Origin of the sequence: Rufibacter sp. LB8 (genome assembly GCF_014876185.1) — a bacterium.
Classification (GTDB): domain Bacteria; phylum Bacteroidota; class Bacteroidia; order Cytophagales; family Hymenobacteraceae; genus Nibribacter.
In genome coordinates this window covers 3,762,234-3,781,410 of sequence record NZ_JADALJ010000001.1, presented here as the reverse complement: position 1 = coordinate 3,781,410, position 19,177 = coordinate 3,762,234, and the positions used below count along the sequence as shown (strand labels likewise).

Below are 19,177 nucleotides of genomic sequence, written 5' to 3'. Positions count from 1 at the left end.
GCTTCATTTCCAGAAATGAGCCCGAAAACGTCCGCTCAAAAGACCTCGTAGCGTCTGGAGGACCTGCGAGCGTCTGCGCCAACAATTCCCTATTCCCGGAAACCTTAAGCTGAAATCCTGCTGAAGTTTCTAGCTAATTCGCCGCCATCGCGCCCCGCGCGCCACGGTTGGCTTCATTCCTTTTCAAAAACATGTTACAGAAAATAATTGCCTTTTCCATCCAAAACAAGCTGGTGGTGGGGCTGCTGACGGTGGCGCTGGTGGCGTGGGGCGTGTACAATGTGCAGCGCCTGCCCATTGACGCCGTGCCCGATATTACCAACAACCAAGTGCAGGTCATCACGGTGTCGCCGGCGCTGGGCGCGCAGGACGTGGAGCGGTTCATCTCGTTCCCCGTGGAATTGGCCGTGGCCAGCGTGCCAGGCATTACGGAAATAAGGTCGTTCTCGCGCTTCGGGCTGTCTTTGGTGACGGTGGTGTTTGACGAGGACCGCGACATTTACTGGGCCCGCCAGCAAATTACTGAGAAACTGAAAGAGGCCGAAGAACAGATTCCCGACGGCATGGGCACGCCCACGCTGGCCCCGGTTTCCTCTGGTCTGGGCGAGATTTACCAGTACGAACTCCATCCCGCCCCCGGCTTCGAGGCCAAATATGACGCCACCGAGCTGCGCACCATTCAGGACTGGATTGTGCGGCGGCAACTGCTGGGCACGCCCGGCGTGGCCGAAGTCAGTAGTTTCGGGGGCAAGCTGAAGCAGTATGAGGTCGCGCTGCAACCCGAGCGGCTCCGCAGCTTCGACCTCACCATTTCTGACGTGTTTACCGCGCTGGAGCAGAACAACGGCAACGCGGGCGGCGCCTACATTGAGAAAGCGCCCAACGCCTACTTCATCCGGACCGAAGGCCTGGTAAAAACCCAGGAAGACATCGGGCAAATTGTCATTAAAACTACCCAGAATGGCACGCCGGTGTTGGTAAGAGACGTGGCCGAGGTGCGCGAGGGCTCGGCCATCCGCTACGGCGCCATGGTGAACGAACACGGCGAGGTGGCCGGCGGCATTGTCATGATGCTCAAAGGCGAAAATTCCTCGGAGGTCATCACCCGCGTGAAAAACAAGATTGCCGAAATCAGGAAAACCCTGCCCCAGGGCGTGGTGCTGGAACCGTTCCTGGACCGCTCCAAATTGGTGGACCGCGCCATTAGTACCGTGGAGAAAAACCTCGCTGAAGGCGCGTTGATTGTGGTCTTCGTGCTGGTGCTGCTGCTGGGCAATTGGCGGGCGGGACTTTTGGTGGCGTCGGTGATTCCGCTGGCCATGCTGTTCGCTATTTCTCTGATGAACGTGTTCGGTGTGTCTGGGAACCTGATGAGCCTGGGGGCGCTGGACTTCGGGTTGATTGTGGACGGGGCCGTGATTATTGTGGAGGCTGTCATTCACCGCATCCAAATCAGCAACTACGCCGAGGCGGGCATCAAAAGGCTCAGCCGCCAGCAGATGGACGACGAAGTTCAGAACTCGGCGGGCAAGATGATGGGCTTCGCTGCGTTCGGGCAAATCATTATCCTGATTGTGTACCTGCCCATTCTGGCGCTGGTGGGCATTGAAGGCAAGATGTTCAAGCCCATGGCCCAAACCGTTTCCTTCGCCATTCTGGGCGCTTTTTTGTTGTCCTTGACCTACGTGCCCATGATGGCCTCGCTGGTATTGAGCCGCAACACGGTGCACAAAGAGAACATCTCAGACAAAATCATGAACGCTATTAACCGGGCGTACCAGCCGCTTCTGAATTTTGCGCTAAAGGCCAAGGTATTGGTGTTGGCATTGGCGGTGGGCTTGTTTGCCATCAGTCTGATTTTGTTCACCCGCATGGGCGGCGAGTTTATTCCGTCCCTCACCGAAGGCGATTTTGCCATTGAAACCCGCGTGCTTACCGGCAGTTCCCTGAGCGAGACCATTGCCGTGGTGCAGAAAGCCTCCAAGCTGCTCAAAGAGAAATTCCCGGAGGTGGAGAAAGTGGTCACTAAAATCGGCTCCGCCGAAGTACCCACCGAGCCCAATCCCGTGGAACTGGGCGATATGATTGTGGTGCTCAAAGAACAGGCAGACTGGACCAGCGCCGACAACCGCATTGACCTGGCCAACCAAATGTCAGAAGTGTTGCACCAGAACCTGCCCATGGCCACGTTTGGCGTGCAGCAACCCATTCAAATGCGGTTTAATGAATTAATGACCGGGGCGCGGCAAGACGTGGTGCTCAAAATCTACGGCGAAGACGTGGACCAGCTGGCCAAATACGCCAACAAAGTAGGCAAGCTGATAGAGCCCATCTCCGGCGCGCAGGACTTGTACATTGAAGAAATGAGCGGCCTGCCGCAGGTGGTGGTGGCCTATGACCGGGCCCAGATGGCCCGCTACGGCCTAACCGTGCAAGACGTAAACCGCACCGTCACGGCGGCATTCGCGGGCTTATCGGCGGGGCAGGTGTACGAAGGCGAACGGCGCTTTGACCTGGTGGTGCGGCTGAACCAACAGAACCGGCAAGACATTTCAGATGTGCAGAAGCTGTACGTGAGCAACGCCGCCGGCCTGCAGATTCCGTTGCAGCACGTGGCCAAGGTGGAGATGAAAGACGGCCCCAACCAGATTCAGCGCGATGGCACCCGCCGCCGCATCACCATTGGCTTTAACGTGCGCAACCGCGATGTGCAGAGCATTGTAGACGAAATCCAGCAGAAGATTAAAGGCCAGATAAAGCTGCCGCCCGGCTACACCATCACTTACGGCGGCGAGTTCCAGAACCTGCTGGAGGCCAAGGAACGGCTGGGCGTGGCGGTGCCGCTGGCCCTGGCGCTGATTTTCGTGTTGCTGTTCTTCGCCTTCAAATCCATCAAACAATCCATCCTCATTTTCACGGCCATCCCGCTCTCGGCCATTGGCGGCGTTTTTGCCTTGCTCTTGCGCGACATGCCGTTCAGTATTTCGGCGGGCGTGGGTTTCATTGCACTGTTTGGGGTGGCGGTGCTCAACGGCATTGTGATGATAGGCTATTTCAACCAACTAAAAACCGGCGGCATGACCAATCTGGAACAAATCATTCGGGAAGGCACGGCGGCGCGACTCCGCCCCATCATCATGACGGCCACGGTGGCTTCGCTCGGGTTCCTGCCCATGGCCTTGTCTAATTCGGCTGGGGCCGAGGTGCAGAAACCTCTGGCCACGGTGGTGATTGGCGGCCTGATTTCGGCCACGCTGCTCACGCTGGTGGTGCTGCCCATTATCTATTACTACTCGGAAAGAGGCGTGGGTACCTTCAAAAAAGCCGCATTAGGTTGGCTGCTGCCGTTCTTTTTGCTGCTGCCTTTGGCTGGTCAGGCGCAAACATCGGCGCAGCCGCTTACGCTGGAACAGGTTTTGGAACTGGCCAAGCAACACAACCAGCAACTGAAAAGCGCCGGCTTGCAGGTGGACGTTCGGAAGGCGCTCCAAAAAACTGCTGTTGATTTACCCAAAACGGATTTCACTTACAGCCAAGGCCAACTCAACAGCCCAGTGACAGATGACCGCTTTGGGGTGAGCCAGACCATTCCGTTCCCCACCACCTGGAGCACGCAGCGGAAACTGTTGCTAGAGCAGAAAAACCTGAGTCAGCAGGAGTTTTCTTTGGCGCAGCATAAGTTACTATGGCAGGTGAAGCAGGCCTACGCGCGGCTGGCGTTTCTACACGCCAGTGAGCGGTTGTTGCAGGAGCAGGACAGTATTTTCAAAGTGCTGGAGCGTGCCGCCGATGTTCGGTTCAGGACCGGCGAGACCGGCTTGCTGGAGAAAACCACCGCCACCACCCAACGGCTGGAACTCTCGGAACGGCTGCGGCAAAACCTGTCGGCGTTGAACATCGCCCAAACCAATTTGAACGCCCTGATTCAGGCACCGCAGCCCTTGGTCATTGTGCCTGCGCCGTTGCGCGTGGACAGCTTGCTTGCCCAGCCTTCGGCTCCGGAAAATCACCCGCTGCTCCAGGTCTACCAACAGCAAATTGCCGTAGCCGACCGCGAGCAGCAGGTGGAGAAAACCAAACTGGCTCCGGACATCACGCTGGGCTACTTCAATCAGAGTTTAGTGGGTACGTATGACATCAACGGCAAAATAGAGAACGCGCCAGACCGGAGCACGCGGTTCCAGGGCGTGGAGGCGGGCGTGGCTATCCCTTTGTTCCGGGGGGCGCAGAAAGGCAGAATCAAAGCCGCCGGACTGGAGAAACAAGCCGCCGAAGCTAACTTCCTGAACCAACAGCACCAGCTGAAAAGCCTTTGGGCCGCTGCTCAACAGGAAAACCAGCGACTGCGCCAGAGCCTGCAGTTTTACCAAAGCCAGGTGCTGACCAACGCCCGCCTGGCCCTCACCCAGGCTGACAAAGCCTACCGCGCCGGCGAGGTCAGCTACCTGAGTTACCTGCAAGCCGCCGACCAGCTCTTGCGCATCCAGCAAAACTACCAGCAACTGCTGCTAGACTACCAGTTAAACGTGTACCAACTCCAATACCTAGGAGGAAACTAACCATGAAAGCATCTTTTATCACCTATAGCCTGGCCAGCCTTTTCCTGTTTTCTGCCTGTTCTGAGAAAGACAACCCGAAAACCGCTGATGCTGCATCCACAGAAATCACTACCACTGAGTTACTCACCCTCACCGAGCAGCAGATGCAGAACGCGGGCGTAGAATTAGGCGCGGCTTCTGAGCAGCGGCTGGGCAGCACCTTGCAACTTTCCGGCCAGGTAGACGCCCCGCCCACTAGCGTGGTCAGCATTTCGGTGCCCTACGGCGGCTTCGTGAAAACCATGAACCTGCTGCCGGGCCAGCACGTGCGCAAAGGTCAAGTGCTGGCCACGTTACAACACCAGGATTACGTGCAGTTGCAGCAGGATTACCTGGACACCCGCGCGCGCCTGAACCTGGCCAACCTGGAATACAAGCGTCAGCAGGAACTTACTGACGAGAAAGTTAGCGCCCTTAAAACCTTGCAACAGGTGCGCGCCGAGCGCGAAGTACTGCAAAACAGCCTGGCCGCGCTCCGTGAGAAACTGCTGATGATTAACATAAACCCCGCCCGGCTGCAGAACGGCAAAATCACCCGAACTATCAGCATTTCTTCGCCCATTAACGGCTTCGTGAAAAACACTTTTGCCAACGTGGGCAAGATGGTGACGCCTTCTGATGTGCTGTTTGAATTGGTGAATACCAGTGATTTACACCTGCAGCTGAACGCGTTTCAACAAGACGTGCCTTACCTGCGCGTGGGCCATACCCTCACCTATACTCTTCCTAATGACGCCAAACCCCACACCGCCAAAATCATTCTGATAGGCCACAGCGTGGAAGGCGACAAAACCATTCCCGTGCACGCGCACCTGGAAAACCATGACGAGCACAAATTACTGCCCGGCATGTACGTCACCGCCACCGTGAACATTGAGGAAAAAGCCGTCATCGCCTTACCAGAATCCGCTGTGGTGCAGTTTGAAGGGAAATCTTATGTATTTGTAGGCAACGGCCAGAATCAGTTTACCCGCGTGGAAGTGACTACTGGGCTCAAGGGCGATGGATTTGTAGAAGTGCAGCTGCCTTCTGAAGTACAGTCTTCTAACCGGATTGCTGTGAAGGGCGCGTACAACTTGCTGGCCATGCAGGAGAATACGGCGGAGGAAGAGTAAATTAATTGTTGATTGCTGGTTGTCGAATGTTGGCTGGTTTCGCCAATCTGGAGATTGGCTTTCCCGGAAGTGCGTAGAGCGCTGGCGCTAACTCTACGCACAACCTAAACGAGGCAAAAACTTGTCTACTGGATAAAATGCTGTTTTTGGCTTCATTTCTGGAAATGAGCCTGAAAACAGCCTATATCTACTTCCGCCGGTGCGGTTCTCGAGACCTTCGTTGTGCGTAGAGTTAGCGCAGCGCTCTACGCACTTCCGGACAGCCAATCTCCAGATTGGCATTCGTAAAGGCAACCGCTTTAGGAAAGGTCAAGCCCTGTCCCTACGGATTCTGAATACGTAAATCAGCAAGTGTAAACATCCCCCTTCGCCCTCTTCAAAGGGGGAACCTGCCTTGAATTAGGGGTATACTAGATTGGATGTGAATAGATGTAAATGCGTTTTCGGCTTCATTTCTGGAAATGAGCCCGAAAACGCAATATCAGAAAAGTCCCTCTCCATTGGGGAGGGATTTAGGGTGGGGTTACAAACTCAACTTCCGCAGCTTATCGGCTTTCCAGGAAGTGAAGGCCACAACCAACAACGTCATGGTTCCGCCAAACACCACCGACGGTACTACGCCCAATAGTTTAGCGGCCAGGCCAGACTCAAAGGAACCGATTTCGTTGCTGGAGCCAACAAAGATGTTGTTCACACTGGAGACGCGGCCTTTCATGTGCTCGGGCGTAAAGGTGTGAATCAAGGTGGACCGGATAATCATGGAAACGCTGTCCAGCAGGCCGCTCAAAAGCAGTAGGAAAAACGAGAGCCAGAACCAATTGGACAACCCGAAGCCAATCATACACGCCCCGAAGCCAGCCACGCACCATAGCATTTTCTTACCGGCGTTTTTAGTGATCGGCCGGTAGGCCAGAAACAGGGCCATGCCCACCGAGCCAATAGCCGGGGCAGAGCGCAAAGCACCCAAACCCTCGGGACCGATTTTGAGAATGTCTGAGGCGAAGATGGGCAATAGAATCACAGCGCCACCGAAGAGCACAGCAAACATATCCAAGGCCAGGGCGCTCAAGATAATCTGGTTCCCGAATACAAATTTAAGGCCCGTCTGCAGGCTTTCCTTGATATTGAGTTTGGGTCCTTCGGTCTGCGGCAACGGCCTGCCGGCAATGAGGCTGTAGAAAATCAAGGCCAGCAGCACCAGCGCGGCATCTACGCCAAAGGCCATGGTCACGCCGCCAAATGCGTAGAGTAATCCGCCAATGGCGGGACCGGCCACCGAGGCCGCCTGCCAGGTGGTACTGCTCCAGGAAATGGCGTTGGAATACAACTTTCGGTCTTTGACCAGTTGCGGCATGAACGAGAACACCGCCGGACCCATGAACCCGCGAGCGATGCCGCTCAGAAAAATAATGGCGTAAATAGGCGTGGTGCCCCAGGTGCGCAGGAAATGGCCTACTTCCATGGTGTAAACCAAGAGCGCCAAGGAACAGAACAGCAACACGCTCAGCACCGTCATGATAATGCGCTTGCGCGGCACAATATCAGCGACGTGCCCGGCGTACAAGGCAACGGTGATGGACGGAATGGCTTCGGCGAGACCAATTAACCCAAGGGACAAAGGGTCTTTGGTGAGGTCATAGATTTGCCAGCCCACCACCACGGCTTGTATCTGCATGGCCAGCGTAATACAGAAACGCGCCGATATGAAGCGTCTGAATTCTGGGAGACGCAGAACCGCGTAGGGGTCATGGCGTTCTTCGGGGGCTGGGGCAGGTGTAGTCACAGGTTTATCTATTTGGGACAAAGGTACTCAGCGCACGCTTACCTCCGCTGCCAGCCAAGGGCTTACTTTCAGATTCTTTCTTCCGACGCAAAAAATAACAGTACCGTAACACAGGCATCTTTCTTCGAAAATCGGCCTGAAAACCACTGCCTGCCAAAACGGCAACTGCTTGCCAGACTTGCTTTTATCTAACTATTTAAAAATAAACTCCTACCAATAGAACATTTTTGGAAACATAGGTGTTGGCTATATATCCAAATCTTAGTCTTCTTGTTCCAGTAGGGAATTTGATGGTTGTGGACATTCTTAGTAAGTTTACCCAATTAAACACCAAGCTGTATGTCTCCATTATTTTTAGACGCCATTGCTTTAACGTACCGCCCAGACCTGGACGTGCTGTTTCTGCGTTGGCCCCAGCCTGTGTATGCGTTCACCGTGAGGGAAGTATATAAACAGGTTCTTGAGTTGGCTCAGGAGACAAACGCCCGTTACTGGCTGTTTGACATCAGGAGCCGCGGCCCTTTGTCAGACGAAGACATGGACTGGGTGACCAAAGAATTCTACCCCAACCTGCACGCCAAAGCCAGCCTTACGCATGTAGCCTATCTCCTGGCCCCGGCCCACGCCGAAGACCAGCAGACCATTGCCCTCGGCCAGCAACTCAAAGCGCAGTCCTGGTTTGGCCGCGATGCCGATTTTGAAGGCTTCACCTCTGAGACAGACGCCCTGCATTGGCTTAAGAAATGTCAGTTAGTGGAAGTGGAACGATAGCCCTACCCAAGATACCACAGAGAGGCCTGCTAAAGAAATTTGGCAGGCCTCTCTGCTTTTAGTTTCCGTTTTTGGGCTCCATTCTGTAAATGCGGCCCAAAGTGACCAACGTCATTGTTATACAGGGCACTATCTGCTAACCTTGCGGTGTTGTATTTGAAGAAGTAACTCTTGACCACCATGACCGCCACGCCCCAACAAGACATAACCACCCAGGAAGACGTTATCCAGTTAGTAGACACGTTCTACGCCCACGTAAACCAAGACGAATTGCTGGGACCCATCTTTAACCAAGTGGCCCAGGTTGACTGGGAACACCATCTGCCCAACATGTACAATTTCTGGGGAACTGTGTTGTTTGGCACCATGGCCTACAAAGGGCAACCGTTTCCTAAACACCTGGCGCTGCCCATTGATCGGTCACACTTTACGCGTTGGCTGGCCTTGTTTGTACAGACGGTAGATGAACTGTTCACGGGTACCATGGCAGACCAGGCCAAACAGAAAGCCGCCAGCATTGCCAATATCTTCCAGATGAAGATGGGGCTCTGGGCCGTGCCCCAACCCAAGTCATAAGCCGTTTTTGGCTCCATTTCCAGAAATGAGCCCTAAAACGGAAATTTCCTTTAGCCTATAAAAGCAGCAAGCGGACACCTGGTGGGGCGTCCGCTTGCTGCTTTTTGGCTGTATATATACGTGAGATGGGCCCGGGCGTACCGGCATGAGCAGGGCACCATTCAGAAAGAGGAAAAGAAAAAGAAGCGGGCGGTTTTGCATTCCAACTACACAGGCTCAGGTTCGCCGCCGCACTCCTTTTATCTCTTAAATACAATTATAGAATATAACCCATATTAGTTTTAGGCCACGCCGCTGTAGCGCGGATCTGTTTCTTTCGCCTTTTCGGCTTTGAGCAGGGCCAGCATTTGCTTGGCCGGCACATAGGCTTCGCGCTTTCGTTTAATGAGGGCGCGCTTGGCCATAAACTTGTACAACCCAACCACGCCTATCACTACCCCAACGGGAATAATAATGGCCGCCAGCCACATAGACGCATTGGTATTAAAGAACTGGTGCAGCGAAAAACCCGCAATAATGAGCGAGAGCGCCGTTCTGAGATAAGCCAGAAACGTTCGCTCATTGGAGAACTCGGTCCGCTCAATGGCCAGCGTATCCTTGATCTCGGCGTTCGCCTTCTCCTTGACTTTGAGATCCTGCTTGACCTCTTTTTTAAATTCCGGTGTCATGTAAATGTTATATTCCATAGTAAAGTTATATACGCCTTTGTTTTGACAAGGATATAGCACTTTATAAAACTTTTCAAAGAACCTATTTGCATAATTGAAATATTCTGTATAATCTGAGTGAATTTATTTTAGTTTGCCTTTTACCGCTTGCCCGCGGAGCCCGTCAGAATCACTATAGATATTACAACCCATGAAAGCATTTCTTCTGTCTGCATTTTTTCTGAGCTTGGTTGGTCTGTCCTCGCCGGAGGCTTGCTTCGCCCAAACCAGTTCCTCTTCTGATTCCCTGATCACCAAGGCTACCATTAAAGACAACACTATTTTTTGGCAGCAGGGCAAGCTGGTGCAGAACAAAGGCGGTCAGTTGTATGAGGTGCAGGAGCCCTTTCAGTATGCCAACGGCACGGTGGTGTTGCCAGACGGCCGCGTGCGCACGCCAGACGGCAAGACGGTGGCGCTCAAACCCAAAAACGCGGTGAGCCCGCAGGGGCGCGTGGTGCTGGTGGCCGATGATATTTTCACCTACGGTGCCATTGTGAACCATGAACGCCAGGTGGTAGGCGACACCGAGACCCGCATTGTGGTCATTGACGGACAGGTAACTACCGTCTCTAACCACCAGGAGAAGCACGTGTACAGCCTGGCGCAGGAGAAAAAGATTCAACTGCTGGAGCAATTGGTCAGCCTGCTGGAGCAGCGCGCCAAACTGCTGGAGACCGCCCTCACAGCCGCAGACCGCAAAACCATACAAGCCTATTATGACGGGCTCAACAAACAGCTGGCCGCCGTAGAATTTCAACTGCAAAAGTTGGGCTCCGGTAAATAGTTGGCGTACTTATTGCGGCAAAAGACATTGGTAGACGTATGCCCCAGATAAACAGCGGCCCATGGCGCCTAACAGATTGAAATTCTGCTAGTCACCCAACTACCGAACAGGCTGTTTTGGGGCTCATTTCTGGAAATGAGCCCCAAAACGAAAAATATTTTTCTGTAGTTACAGCAACCGTTGCAAAAGTGTTTTCCGCTTTCTATATTTGGTACAGATAGAATTACATCATTTCATACTAACCTCACAATATGGCTTAAACCTCTACGTTACCTTTCATGTAGATTTAGATGAACACAGTACAGCTCAGCGATTCGGCGTTAATATCGTCGTACATTGCAGGTAACGAGAGTGCGTTTGAGGAATTGGTGCACCGCCATAAAAGCAAGGTGTACACCACCATTCTGTTAATAGTAAAGGATACCTATACCGCGGAGGACCTCTTGCAGGAAACCTTCATCAAGGCTATTCACACTATGAAAAGCGGCCGTTACAACGAAGAAGGAAAATTTTCATCCTGGATCTGCCGTATCGCCCATAACCTGGCTATTGACTACTTCCGGCGGGAGAAGCGCAGCCCTATGATCACCTTGGAAGACGGCAGCAACGTGTTTAACACACTAAGCTTCTCTGAGGAATCAGTGGAATCTGTGCGGATCAAGGAAGAAACCCATGCGCGCCTGCGGGAGCTGATTCAGCTGTTGCCGCCGGCCCAGAAAGAGGTGCTCATCATGCGCCACTACGCTGACATGAGTTTTCAGGAAATTGCAGAGGCTACCGGAGTTAGTATTAACACGGCATTGGGCAGAATGAGATACGCATTAATCAACTTGCGGAAAAAAATGTCCCTTGATACCAAAGCCTATGATCAAAACCTTTACTCAGAATGATCTAGTACAGTACCTCTACAATGAACTGCCCACGCAGCAGCGCCAACACCTGGAACACGCCATGCTGGCGGACCATGACTTGGCGGAGTCCTGTGCAGACCTGCTTCTCACCCAGTGCCACCTGGCCGAAGCCTACGTGCAACCCCACCGTCGGGCCACAGATGCTATCATCCGTTACTCCAAGAGTGTGAGTTCGCCGTTGTAAAAGAACTGGCATTCAACATCACAAAAGCCCCAGATTTGCATCTGGGGCTTTTTTTTTATGCTTCGTCTGTTCTGGTGATGGTTTTTGGCTGTCTCTTGTACAGACAAATTAGCTAAATTTACCCAAGCAATTTTATAGACAATGCGCAAACAGGAACGGTACCGGCACTTAATCTCCTACTTCACCCAGAACTTCCCAGAACCGGAGACTGAGTTGGCGTACCGCAACCCGTATGAACTGCTTATTGCCGTGGTGCTCAGCGCCCAGTGCACCGACAAACGAGTGAACCTGGTCACGGTGCCGCTGTTTGATGCCTTCCCTTCTCCAGAAATACTAGCCACGGCTACCGCCGAACACATTTTCCCTTACATCAAAAGCATTTCGTACCCCAACAACAAAGCCAAACATCTGGCTGGTTTGGCCAGAATGCTGGTAGAACGGTTTGGGGGCGAGGTGCCCAGCACCATTGAGGAACTGCAGCTGTTACCCGGCGTAGGCCGGAAGACCGCAAACGTAATTGCCTCGGTTATTTTCAACATGCCCGCCATGGCCGTGGACACGCACGTATTCCGGGTGTCAAAACGATTGGGGTTGGTGAGCGCCAAAGCCAGAACCCCGCTGGAAGTAGAACGCGAACTGCTCCAGCACATTCCCACAGATTTGGTGCCCAAAGCCCACCACTGGTTGATCTTGCACGGCCGCTACATCTGCCTGGCCCGCACGCCGCAGTGCGAACGTTGTCCCCTCACCCATTTCTGCGCCTACTTTGAGAAGAACTGGCCCAACAAACCAGACGACCCGCAGAACAAACTGTAATTCCCGTTTTCGGCCCCGTTTCTGGAAATGAGCCAGAAAACAGGAACCCTGGAGCACGTAGCTTGACTTATTTTTAATACCTTATATTCCAAATTCAATTTTACTCCTAACGTTCCACTCAGTTATGTTTTCTGTCTCCCCCGCAGGCCTTCTTGGTACGTCACGCCTTCGCCTGTTTATCTGTTGTCTGTTGGTATTGCCTTTCCTGGCACAGGGCCAGACCAAAAAAGAGGCGAATAGTGGTACTATCTACCAAAAGTTCACGCCGCCGGGCGTGGCGCACTTGCGTGATAGCATTTACATAGATGTCAGGGAAATGGACAATGTCAGCTACCTGGAATATCTGTACTATGTCAAGAAAGATTCCAGCGCGGCTTATTACCAATCACAATTGCCAGATTCCACGGTGTGGCAGAATTCCTTCCCGCAGCTTAACTTAGCCAACCCGTATTATCTTCGGAATCCAGCTTTCAGGTTTTACCCGGTGGTAGGTGTGACCTATGAACAGGCGGTGGCCTATTGCCAGTGGCGCAGTGCGCTTGTCAATAAAGGCTACCGGAAAGGCGTCATCAAAAAAAGCAAGGAGCTCAAAGGCTATGACATTACCGTAGAATACCGTTTGCCTACCAAAGAAGAATGGGAATTTGCCGCCACGGCTGGCTTAAACCCCAAAGTCTATCCTTATGGCATGGCAAGACCCAGCAAAGGCCCTGCACAAACGCCCGCGGTGGTTAGCTCCCTTGTGAACTGTATAGATTCTTTGGGCATTTCGCCCCCAAAAGGTGCTGTGGCCCACGCCATGGAATTCAATGTGCTGGAGGATTTCTACTTTACCACAGATGCGCCCGGGTTCAGCTGCTTGTCAGAGAAAAGCCTGGGGCCGGAGGACGTTCGGTACAATCCGGCGAATGCTCTTGGACTGTACAACATGATTGGCAACGTGGCCGAGATGACGGCTACTAAAGGCTTGGCCAAAGGCGGCACGTTCAAACACAGCCTCGCAGAAATCTCTATTAGCCGGGACTTCACCTATGACGCGCCCACCGATTGGCTTGGTTTCAGGTGCGTGGCCGTGGTGCATGTGAAAAAGAAGTAAGATGGCTTTCCGTTTTAGGGCTCGTTACTGGAAATGAGGCCTAAAACAGGAAACCTGGAACAGTTTGTTTTGGCACCGCCGAATAGTATCTTAGAGAGACTGTTCGGCGGTTTTGTTTGGGGTTTTGGCAACAATTCCTGCTGGTTCTGGCTTTAGGTATTTCTTTGTGCTTACAGACCTCTTATTCTTCAAAATCCATGAAAAGACTTCTACCCATACTTTTTTTCTCATTTTCCGCCCTCTTTCCCGTCCTAGCCCAGCAGACCCAAAAACCGCCGTTGCATGGCAAGAACTGGATGGCGATTACCGGAAAACCGTTGGCGGCCACGGCGGGGGCCATCACGTTCCAGAAGGGCGGCAATGCCATAGACGCGGCCTGCGCTATGCTGGCGGCCACCTGCACCATGTGGGACGTGCTCAGTTGGGGCGGCGAGACGCAGGCTTTGATTTACAACCCGAAGACCAAGAAAGTCATCGCCATCAACGCCATGGGCGTGGCGCCCACCGGCGCTACGCCCGAGTTCTTCAAAAGCAAAGGCTACAGTTTTCCGCCGGAATATGGTCCGTTGGCCGCTACCACGCCGGGCACGGCGGGCGGCATTATGCACATGCTGGCCAACTACGGCACCATGAGTTTGGAGGAGGTGTTGGCCCCGGCCTTGCAACTGGCGGCGGGGTACCCCATGGAAGCCCAGACCGCCAACAGCATTGAACGCCACAAAGATCGTCTGAAAGAGTGGCCCTACAGCAAGAAAGTCTTCCTCACGCACCCCGGCGAGAAACGCGAGGCCCCGGAAGCCGGCGAAATCTTCGTGCAGAAAGACTTGCTACAGACCTTGACTAAACTGGTAGAAGCTGAAAAGGCCGCGCTCAAGAAAGGCAAATCCCGCAAAGAAGCCATCATGGCAGCCTATGACCGTTTCTACAAAGGCGACATCGCCCAGGAGTTTGTGCGCGGCAGCAAAGAGCAAGGCGGGTTAATCACCATGGAAGACCTGGCCAAATGGAAACCGCTGGAAGAAGAACCGCTCAAAACCAATTACCGCGGCGTGGACGTGTACAAACTCCAGCAATGGACCCAAGGCCCCATGATGCTGCAGGCGCTCAACATTCTGGAGAACTTCGACCTGAAAGGCATGGGTTACAACAGCACAAAGTACATCCACACGCTCTACCAAAGCATGAGTTTGGCTTTCGCCGATAGGGATTTCTATTACGGCGATTCGTATTTCGGACCTGAGGAACCCATGAAAGGGCTGCTGAGCAAGGAGTACGCCAAGCAACGTGCCAGCCTGATTATGGCCGACAAGAACAACCCCAAGATTGGCCCCGGTGACCCGTATCCGTTTGAAGGCAAGAAAAACCCCTACCTGCAGCTGCTCAAAACCCGCGGCTACGAGATGGACACCACCAGAAGGAACTTCGCACCGTCACATGACATAAGAAACGGATCTTCCATGGTAGACTACCAGGAACGCCTCTGGCTGGGCACCACCACCGTGGAGGCCGCCGACAAAGATGGCTGGGTGGTGTCTATCACGCCCAGTGGCGGTTGGCTGCCCGCCGTCATTGCCGGTAATACGGGCATTGGCATGAGCCAGCGCATGCAGAGCTTTGTGCTAGACGAGCAATTGAACCCCTTCAACGTGGTGGCACCCGGCAAACGCCCCAGAGTCACGCTCACCCCTTCCATGGCCCTGAAAGACGGGAAACCGTTCCTGTCCTTCGCGGTGCAGGGCGGCGACACGCAGGAGCAGAACCTGATTCAGTTCCTGGTGAATGTGGTAGACTTTGGCATGACCGTGCAGCAGGCGTCTGAGGCCGCCAACATCAACACCAACCAACTCTGGCTTTCGCTGGGCGGCACCAAGACCGAAGACCGACAACCCAAACCCGGCCACATTCTCCTGAACAAGAACACTGCTCAAACTGTGCGGGATGACCTGGTGAAAATGGGCTACACCCTCAGCTTTGAGGACCGCACCAGTGGCCCCATCAACGCCATTTACTTTGACTGGAAACACGGCAGCCTCTGGGGCGGCTCCAGCAACCACGGCGAGGACTACGGTATTGGCTGGTAAAAATCTGTTTTCGGGCTCATTTCCAGAAATGAGCCCGAAAACAGGAAATATAAACTTATTGGATGACCACTCAGAGGCTATTTGACTTGCCTCAAAAGGAAACAATTCTCTAATTCTGGAGGGTTTGATGAAAGAGTAAGACAGCCAGCACAGTTACGCTGCAGATTATTGGGCAACATATTTTGACGCGATCCAGCTAACGGCTACATGTACGGACAGGTCGCGACCTGTCCTGAACGGTGGCCCAAGCAATCTGTTTGCCCTGGAGTAACCAAGTGAACGCCCTCAATGGCAATGCGTGAATCTGGAATGCCAAGATCAGGAATGCGTGGTGGCCAGGTCGCGACCTTTCCGTACTTTATCTGCAAGGCCACATTATTTTCAGGAATACCTTATTTCCTACTCACCGCCTCGGTAAAGATCCTCTCCAACTTGGGCACCATCTGCAAACGGTCAAATTGCTCCTGAGCCACAGAGTGCGCATTTTCACGCATAGTTTCTAGTTCAGCCTGGTTTTGTAATCGCATTAATAAGGAATTGGCCAAAGCCTCAGCATTTCCAGCGGGTGAGTACCAGCCGCAATGGTGGGTTTCCACCAAGTCTTTGGTCCAGCCGGGGTTGGTGACCACTACGGGTGTTCCGGCGGCCAGGCTGTCAAACAATTTACCAGGCGAGTTAGCGGCTAACACTGGCAAATCTATAAAGGAAACCAGGGAGACCGCGGCCATGGAAAACAACTCAAGCATCTGGTGGCGCGGCTGCGGCGGAAGCATAAGAATGTTCTGCTGTTTCTGCGCCGCGCTTTGCAACAAAGGCTCGTCAAACCCCTGCCCGGCAAACACGAAGTGAATCTGCGGATGATTCTGTAGTAATTCTGCGGCCTGTACCAGCATGGGAATATCATTCGCCCGGCCATAGGTTCCGGCATACAGCACCACTTGTTTTCCGGCCAAGCCCAGCTTTTCCCGTAAGGCTTCCCGTTCAGTAAAAGACAGTGGCCTTTCAGGAACCTCGGTGCCGTTGACCAAGGTGGTCATTTTCTGAGCCGGAATTCCCAGACTAGAAATGTACTGCTCCATGCCCATTGATAACGGAATGATATGCGCCGCGCTTTGGTACAGGCTCTTCTCCAGATGATAGAGAAGTTTCTGCGCCGGCTTGAAAGGGACCGCGCCCATTTGGATGGGGAACGATGGCCACAAATCCTGCACCTCAAACACCCAGGGCACCTGGTGGTACTTGGCTACACGGGCGGCGGCCCAGGCCGTGGTCAACGGTGTAGAGACGCCCCAGATCACATCGGGCTTAGCAATTTTACGGCCGGCCAGTAAGGCTTTCACGGCAAACTCCCCGAAGGCTTTCACGCGCTGCCCAATCCCCATTTTGTTGTGGTACGGCACGGGCACCGAAACCAGTTCCACGCCGGGCGGCACCCAATCATACAACTGCGTGAGGCGTTTGCTTTCCCAGGCGTTGGAGGTGATGAGTGTGATCTGGTGGCGCTTTACCAGTTCTGCCATAAACGTGTAATGCCGGCACGTGGCCGCACAGTCAGGGTTATGGTGGTACTGGTGAAACAGCGCGATGTGCATAGATGCTTTTGAACGGGGATTTCCGTTTTAGGGCTCAATTTCAGAAATGAGCCCTAAAACGCGCCTTAAAAATAAAGTTGTGCTCAGATTTTCAGCTTCCTGGCCTTTGTTTTACTAGAGATGTAGTAGCTCTGTGCACCGCTGTATGCAAACATTCCTAATGAATAGGTCTTGGCTTCAGCCAGGGCTCAGCTAGCAACATTTCGGGGCTTTAGCCAAAAATAAATTTGGCTAAAGCCGTTCACACTACTATGGGTTACCCCTGGCCAAAGCCAGGGGCTATTGACTTCTATAGAGAAAGCCTGGGCATGAATTAAAGGTAGCAGTAGCACCTAAATAGGAATTCTTGCTACCTGATACCTGCTACTTGATACTTGCTACCTGATACTTGCTACCTGCTACCTGATACCCACTACTTTTTCTTCGGTTTGTATTTGGAATGCTCCAGAATCTTGCGGGCGTTTTTCTCTTCCATGAGTTGCTGCAGCGTGACGTCTGGGTTGTTTTCCATGTAGGTGCGCACAATCTGCCAGCCCACCCAGGTGCCAATGCGGCCGGGACAACGTTCACTGATCTCGGGCACAGTGGGGCGCTCGCCAATGTATTTCCTGATGGTGAACTGGCCGGTTTCGTAGAGCAGGCCTTTCTCAATGAAGTGGCCCCAGATTTTGCCTTCGTTGTACTGCACGTCTGCTAGTTGCTGGCCGGTGAACCCAATAATCAAAGAATCTGGCGTGCAGGGCATCACTTTTTCCACGAAGTAGTATGACTTGCCGTAGTCAATCATTTCGTCCAGCATTTCTTTGTTCAGGAAATCTGTCTTGTTGAATTTATTGGAGACCAACAGCATGGCGGCGGGCACCATGGTGGGTTTCTCATAGCGGTTCAAAATGTACTGCGGCGCCTGCGGCCGATATGAGGCTTTCTTCCCGATGAAAAAATCCAAACCCAGCACAATCAGACTGTCGCCCACGTACAGATCACGGCTGAGGCCGGTGATGAACGTTTTCACGGGTGGCACGTGGAACTTGGGGTAATAGTATTTCACGTGCTTGAACGCATTCTCCAGCTCCTGCTCCACATCTTTCAGGTCTTTGAACGTGGCGTCTGACTCCCGCGCCAGCTTGGCGATGCTGGTATCAGTGGCCAGTTTGAGCAGGCTCTGCGTCAGGATCTCTTCTGACGGGTAGCCGGCGCGCTGCAGAAACTTATCGGCGAACAAAGGGTTCTTTTGCAGGAACGCCTGCATCTGCGCGGCATCTTTTATTTGGAAGAAGTCCTTCTCCAGACGCTCCACCGTGACTTCTACCGGTACTTTCTGCACTTCGGGGGCCATGTCACAGGCAGATTCTTTCTGGCACCCAAAAAGCACCAAAAGCGTAAAACACAACCAACTATATCCTCGCATGAATTCTTAAGTTATCTTTACCCAAAACTACTCAACATTCACCAATACCTCTCTACCTATGAAGACGATCTCTGTCCGCGCCCTATTTTGTATGGCCGCCCTTTTATTTTTATTTTCCCAGAAAGCTGCCGCCCAAATAGAAATAGGCTTGAAGGTCAGCCCGTCCCTCACGTACCTGCGCACCTCTGCCCCGGCTGCTTTCAACCTCCAGAGCGAAGGCTCCAAAGTAGGCATTGGCTTTGGCGTGGTGGCAGATTATTTCTTCGGGACCAATTATGCGTTCAGTTCTGGCTTGTTGTTCAACTCCAAAGGCGGAAGCATCTCTGTGCAGCCAGATGGCGCTGGCAAGATGGAACAGGAAGTTGGCCTGCATTACATTGAGATTCCGCTGGCCCTGAAACTATATACCAACGAGATAGCCACCGACACGCGCGTATATTTCATGGCGGGTGGTTCTTTGAACACTTTAGTGGGTGCCCGCATTGATGGAGAGAAAGCAGACGCAGAAGGCGACAAGTACACCAAGCAATTCAATCTGTTTGAGTTTGGAGCCTTGCTAGGTGCCGGCGCCGAACTGCAGATGGGCCCCAGCACAAAAATCTTTGGCGGTCTTTCGTATCACCACGGCCTCACCAACGTGGACGACAACCTGAGCAAAGGCAACAGCAACGTAGAAATCAAGAACAGCGGCTTTTCCCTTGATTTAGGGATTAAGTTTTAATTCCCGTTTTGGGGCTCATTTCTGAAAACGG

General features: G+C 53.1%; 15 protein-coding genes. 11 read left to right on the top strand and 4 right to left on the bottom strand.

Features of this window, described 5'->3' with window-relative positions:
- Positions 1-191 precede the first annotated feature (191 nt).
- Positions 192-4,559: a CusA/CzcA family heavy metal efflux RND transporter gene (locus IMY23_RS15770; RefSeq protein ID WP_192823017.1), complete on the top strand. Its 4,368-nt coding sequence runs from the start codon at positions 192-194 to the stop codon at positions 4,557-4,559.
- Between the two features lie 2 nt (positions 4,560-4,561).
- Positions 4,562-5,713, top strand: a complete 1,152-nt coding sequence (locus tag IMY23_RS15765) for an efflux RND transporter periplasmic adaptor subunit (RefSeq protein ID WP_192823016.1) — start codon at positions 4,562-4,564, stop codon at positions 5,711-5,713.
- A gap of 523 nt (positions 5,714-6,236) precedes the next feature.
- Here IMY23_RS15765 and IMY23_RS15760 read toward each other — a convergent pair.
- Positions 6,237-7,496 carry an MFS transporter gene (locus IMY23_RS15760; protein WP_192823015.1) on the bottom strand — a complete coding sequence of 420 codons (1,260 nt, stop codon included), beginning with the start codon at positions 7,494-7,496 and terminating at the stop codon, positions 6,237-6,239.
- A gap of 339 nt (positions 7,497-7,835) precedes the next feature.
- Here IMY23_RS15760 and IMY23_RS15755 point away from each other — a divergent pair, with 339 nt between their 5' ends.
- Positions 7,836-8,267, top strand: coding sequence for a hypothetical protein (locus IMY23_RS15755; RefSeq protein ID WP_192823014.1), 432 nt, complete (start codon positions 7,836-7,838; stop codon positions 8,265-8,267).
- A 180-nt stretch (positions 8,268-8,447) separates the two neighbouring features.
- Positions 8,448-8,843, top strand: coding sequence for a group III truncated hemoglobin (locus tag IMY23_RS15750; protein ID WP_192823802.1), 396 nt, complete (start codon positions 8,448-8,450; stop codon positions 8,841-8,843).
- A 281-nt stretch (positions 8,844-9,124) separates the two neighbouring features.
- Here IMY23_RS15750 and IMY23_RS15745 read toward each other — a convergent pair whose 3' ends face one another.
- On the bottom strand, positions 9,125-9,529 hold the full coding sequence (locus tag IMY23_RS15745; RefSeq protein WP_192823013.1) for a DUF202 domain-containing protein: 405 nt from the start codon (positions 9,527-9,529) through the stop codon (positions 9,125-9,127).
- A gap of 172 nt (positions 9,530-9,701) precedes the next feature.
- On the opposite strand from IMY23_RS15745, the gene IMY23_RS15740 reads away from it, so the two are divergent.
- The 6 genes from IMY23_RS15740 to IMY23_RS15715 all read left to right on the top strand — a co-directional run bounded on the left by IMY23_RS15740 (position 9,702) and on the right by IMY23_RS15715 (position 15,425).
- A complete protein-coding gene (locus IMY23_RS15740) occupies positions 9,702-10,337 on the top strand; it encodes a DUF6799 domain-containing protein (protein ID WP_192823012.1) in 636 nt (211 codons plus the stop codon).
- A 290-nt stretch (positions 10,338-10,627) separates the two neighbouring features.
- The gene (locus IMY23_RS15735) at positions 10,628-11,227 is read left to right on the top strand and encodes an RNA polymerase sigma factor (protein WP_192823011.1); all 600 of its coding nucleotides are present in this window, start codon (positions 10,628-10,630) and stop codon (positions 11,225-11,227) included.
- Positions 11,202-11,432, top strand: coding sequence for a hypothetical protein (locus IMY23_RS15730; RefSeq protein WP_192823010.1), 231 nt, complete (start codon positions 11,202-11,204; stop codon positions 11,430-11,432). The genes IMY23_RS15735 and IMY23_RS15730 overlap by 26 nt, the downstream gene beginning before the upstream one ends.
- A gap of 141 nt (positions 11,433-11,573) precedes the next feature.
- Positions 11,574-12,248, top strand: coding sequence for an endonuclease III (nth, locus tag IMY23_RS15725; RefSeq protein ID WP_192823009.1), 675 nt, complete (start codon positions 11,574-11,576; stop codon positions 12,246-12,248).
- Positions 12,249-12,372: 124 nt separating this feature from the next.
- The gene (locus IMY23_RS15720; RefSeq protein ID WP_192823008.1) at positions 12,373-13,344 is read left to right on the top strand and encodes an SUMF1/EgtB/PvdO family nonheme iron enzyme; all 972 of its coding nucleotides are present in this window, start codon (positions 12,373-12,375) and stop codon (positions 13,342-13,344) included.
- Between the two features lie 197 nt (positions 13,345-13,541).
- Positions 13,542-15,425, top strand: coding sequence for a gamma-glutamyltransferase family protein (locus IMY23_RS15715; protein ID WP_192823007.1), 1,884 nt, complete (start codon positions 13,542-13,544; stop codon positions 15,423-15,425).
- A gap of 392 nt (positions 15,426-15,817) precedes the next feature.
- On the opposite strand, the gene IMY23_RS15710 is transcribed toward IMY23_RS15715, so the two are convergent.
- A complete protein-coding gene (locus IMY23_RS15710; RefSeq protein ID WP_192823006.1) occupies positions 15,818-17,017 on the bottom strand; it encodes a glycosyltransferase family 4 protein in 1,200 nt (399 codons plus the stop codon).
- Between the two features lie 412 nt (positions 17,018-17,429).
- A complete protein-coding gene (gene gldB, locus IMY23_RS15705; RefSeq protein WP_192823005.1) occupies positions 17,430-18,425 on the bottom strand; it encodes a gliding motility lipoprotein GldB in 996 nt (331 codons plus the stop codon).
- 91 nt (positions 18,426-18,516) lie between these two features.
- Between gldB and IMY23_RS15700 the strand changes: the two genes are divergently transcribed.
- The gene (locus IMY23_RS15700; RefSeq protein ID WP_192823004.1) at positions 18,517-19,146 is read left to right on the top strand and encodes a porin family protein; all 630 of its coding nucleotides are present in this window, start codon (positions 18,517-18,519) and stop codon (positions 19,144-19,146) included.
- The last annotated feature ends 31 nt before the right edge of the window (positions 19,147-19,177 follow it).

Coding starts and splice junctions, on each gene's coding strand:
- IMY23_RS15770 (WP_192823017.1), top strand. CDS start 192: ATGTTACAGAAAATAATTGCCTTTTCCATCCAAAACAAGCTGGTGGTG.
- IMY23_RS15765 (WP_192823016.1), top strand. CDS start 4,562: ATGAAAGCATCTTTTATCACCTATAGCCTGGCCAGCCTTTTCCTGTTT.
- IMY23_RS15755 (WP_192823014.1), top strand. CDS start 7,836: ATGTCTCCATTATTTTTAGACGCCATTGCTTTAACGTACCGCCCAGAC.
- IMY23_RS15750 (WP_192823802.1), top strand. CDS start 8,448: ATGACCGCCACGCCCCAACAAGACATAACCACCCAGGAAGACGTTATC.
- IMY23_RS15745 (WP_192823013.1), bottom strand. CDS start 9,529: ATGGAATATAACATTTACATGACACCGGAATTTAAAAAAGAGGTCAAG.
- IMY23_RS15740 (WP_192823012.1), top strand. CDS start 9,702: ATGAAAGCATTTCTTCTGTCTGCATTTTTTCTGAGCTTGGTTGGTCTG.
- IMY23_RS15735 (WP_192823011.1), top strand. CDS start 10,628: ATGAACACAGTACAGCTCAGCGATTCGGCGTTAATATCGTCGTACATT.
- IMY23_RS15730 (WP_192823010.1), top strand. CDS start 11,202: ATGATCAAAACCTTTACTCAGAATGATCTAGTACAGTACCTCTACAAT.
- nth (WP_192823009.1), top strand. CDS start 11,574: ATGCGCAAACAGGAACGGTACCGGCACTTAATCTCCTACTTCACCCAG.
- IMY23_RS15720 (WP_192823008.1), top strand. CDS start 12,373: ATGTTTTCTGTCTCCCCCGCAGGCCTTCTTGGTACGTCACGCCTTCGC.
- IMY23_RS15715 (WP_192823007.1), top strand. CDS start 13,542: ATGAAAAGACTTCTACCCATACTTTTTTTCTCATTTTCCGCCCTCTTT.
- IMY23_RS15710 (WP_192823006.1), bottom strand. CDS start 17,017: ATGCACATCGCGCTGTTTCACCAGTACCACCATAACCCTGACTGTGCG.
- gldB (WP_192823005.1), bottom strand. CDS start 18,425: ATGCGAGGATATAGTTGGTTGTGTTTTACGCTTTTGGTGCTTTTTGGG.
- IMY23_RS15700 (WP_192823004.1), top strand. CDS start 18,517: ATGGCCGCCCTTTTATTTTTATTTTCCCAGAAAGCTGCCGCCCAAATA.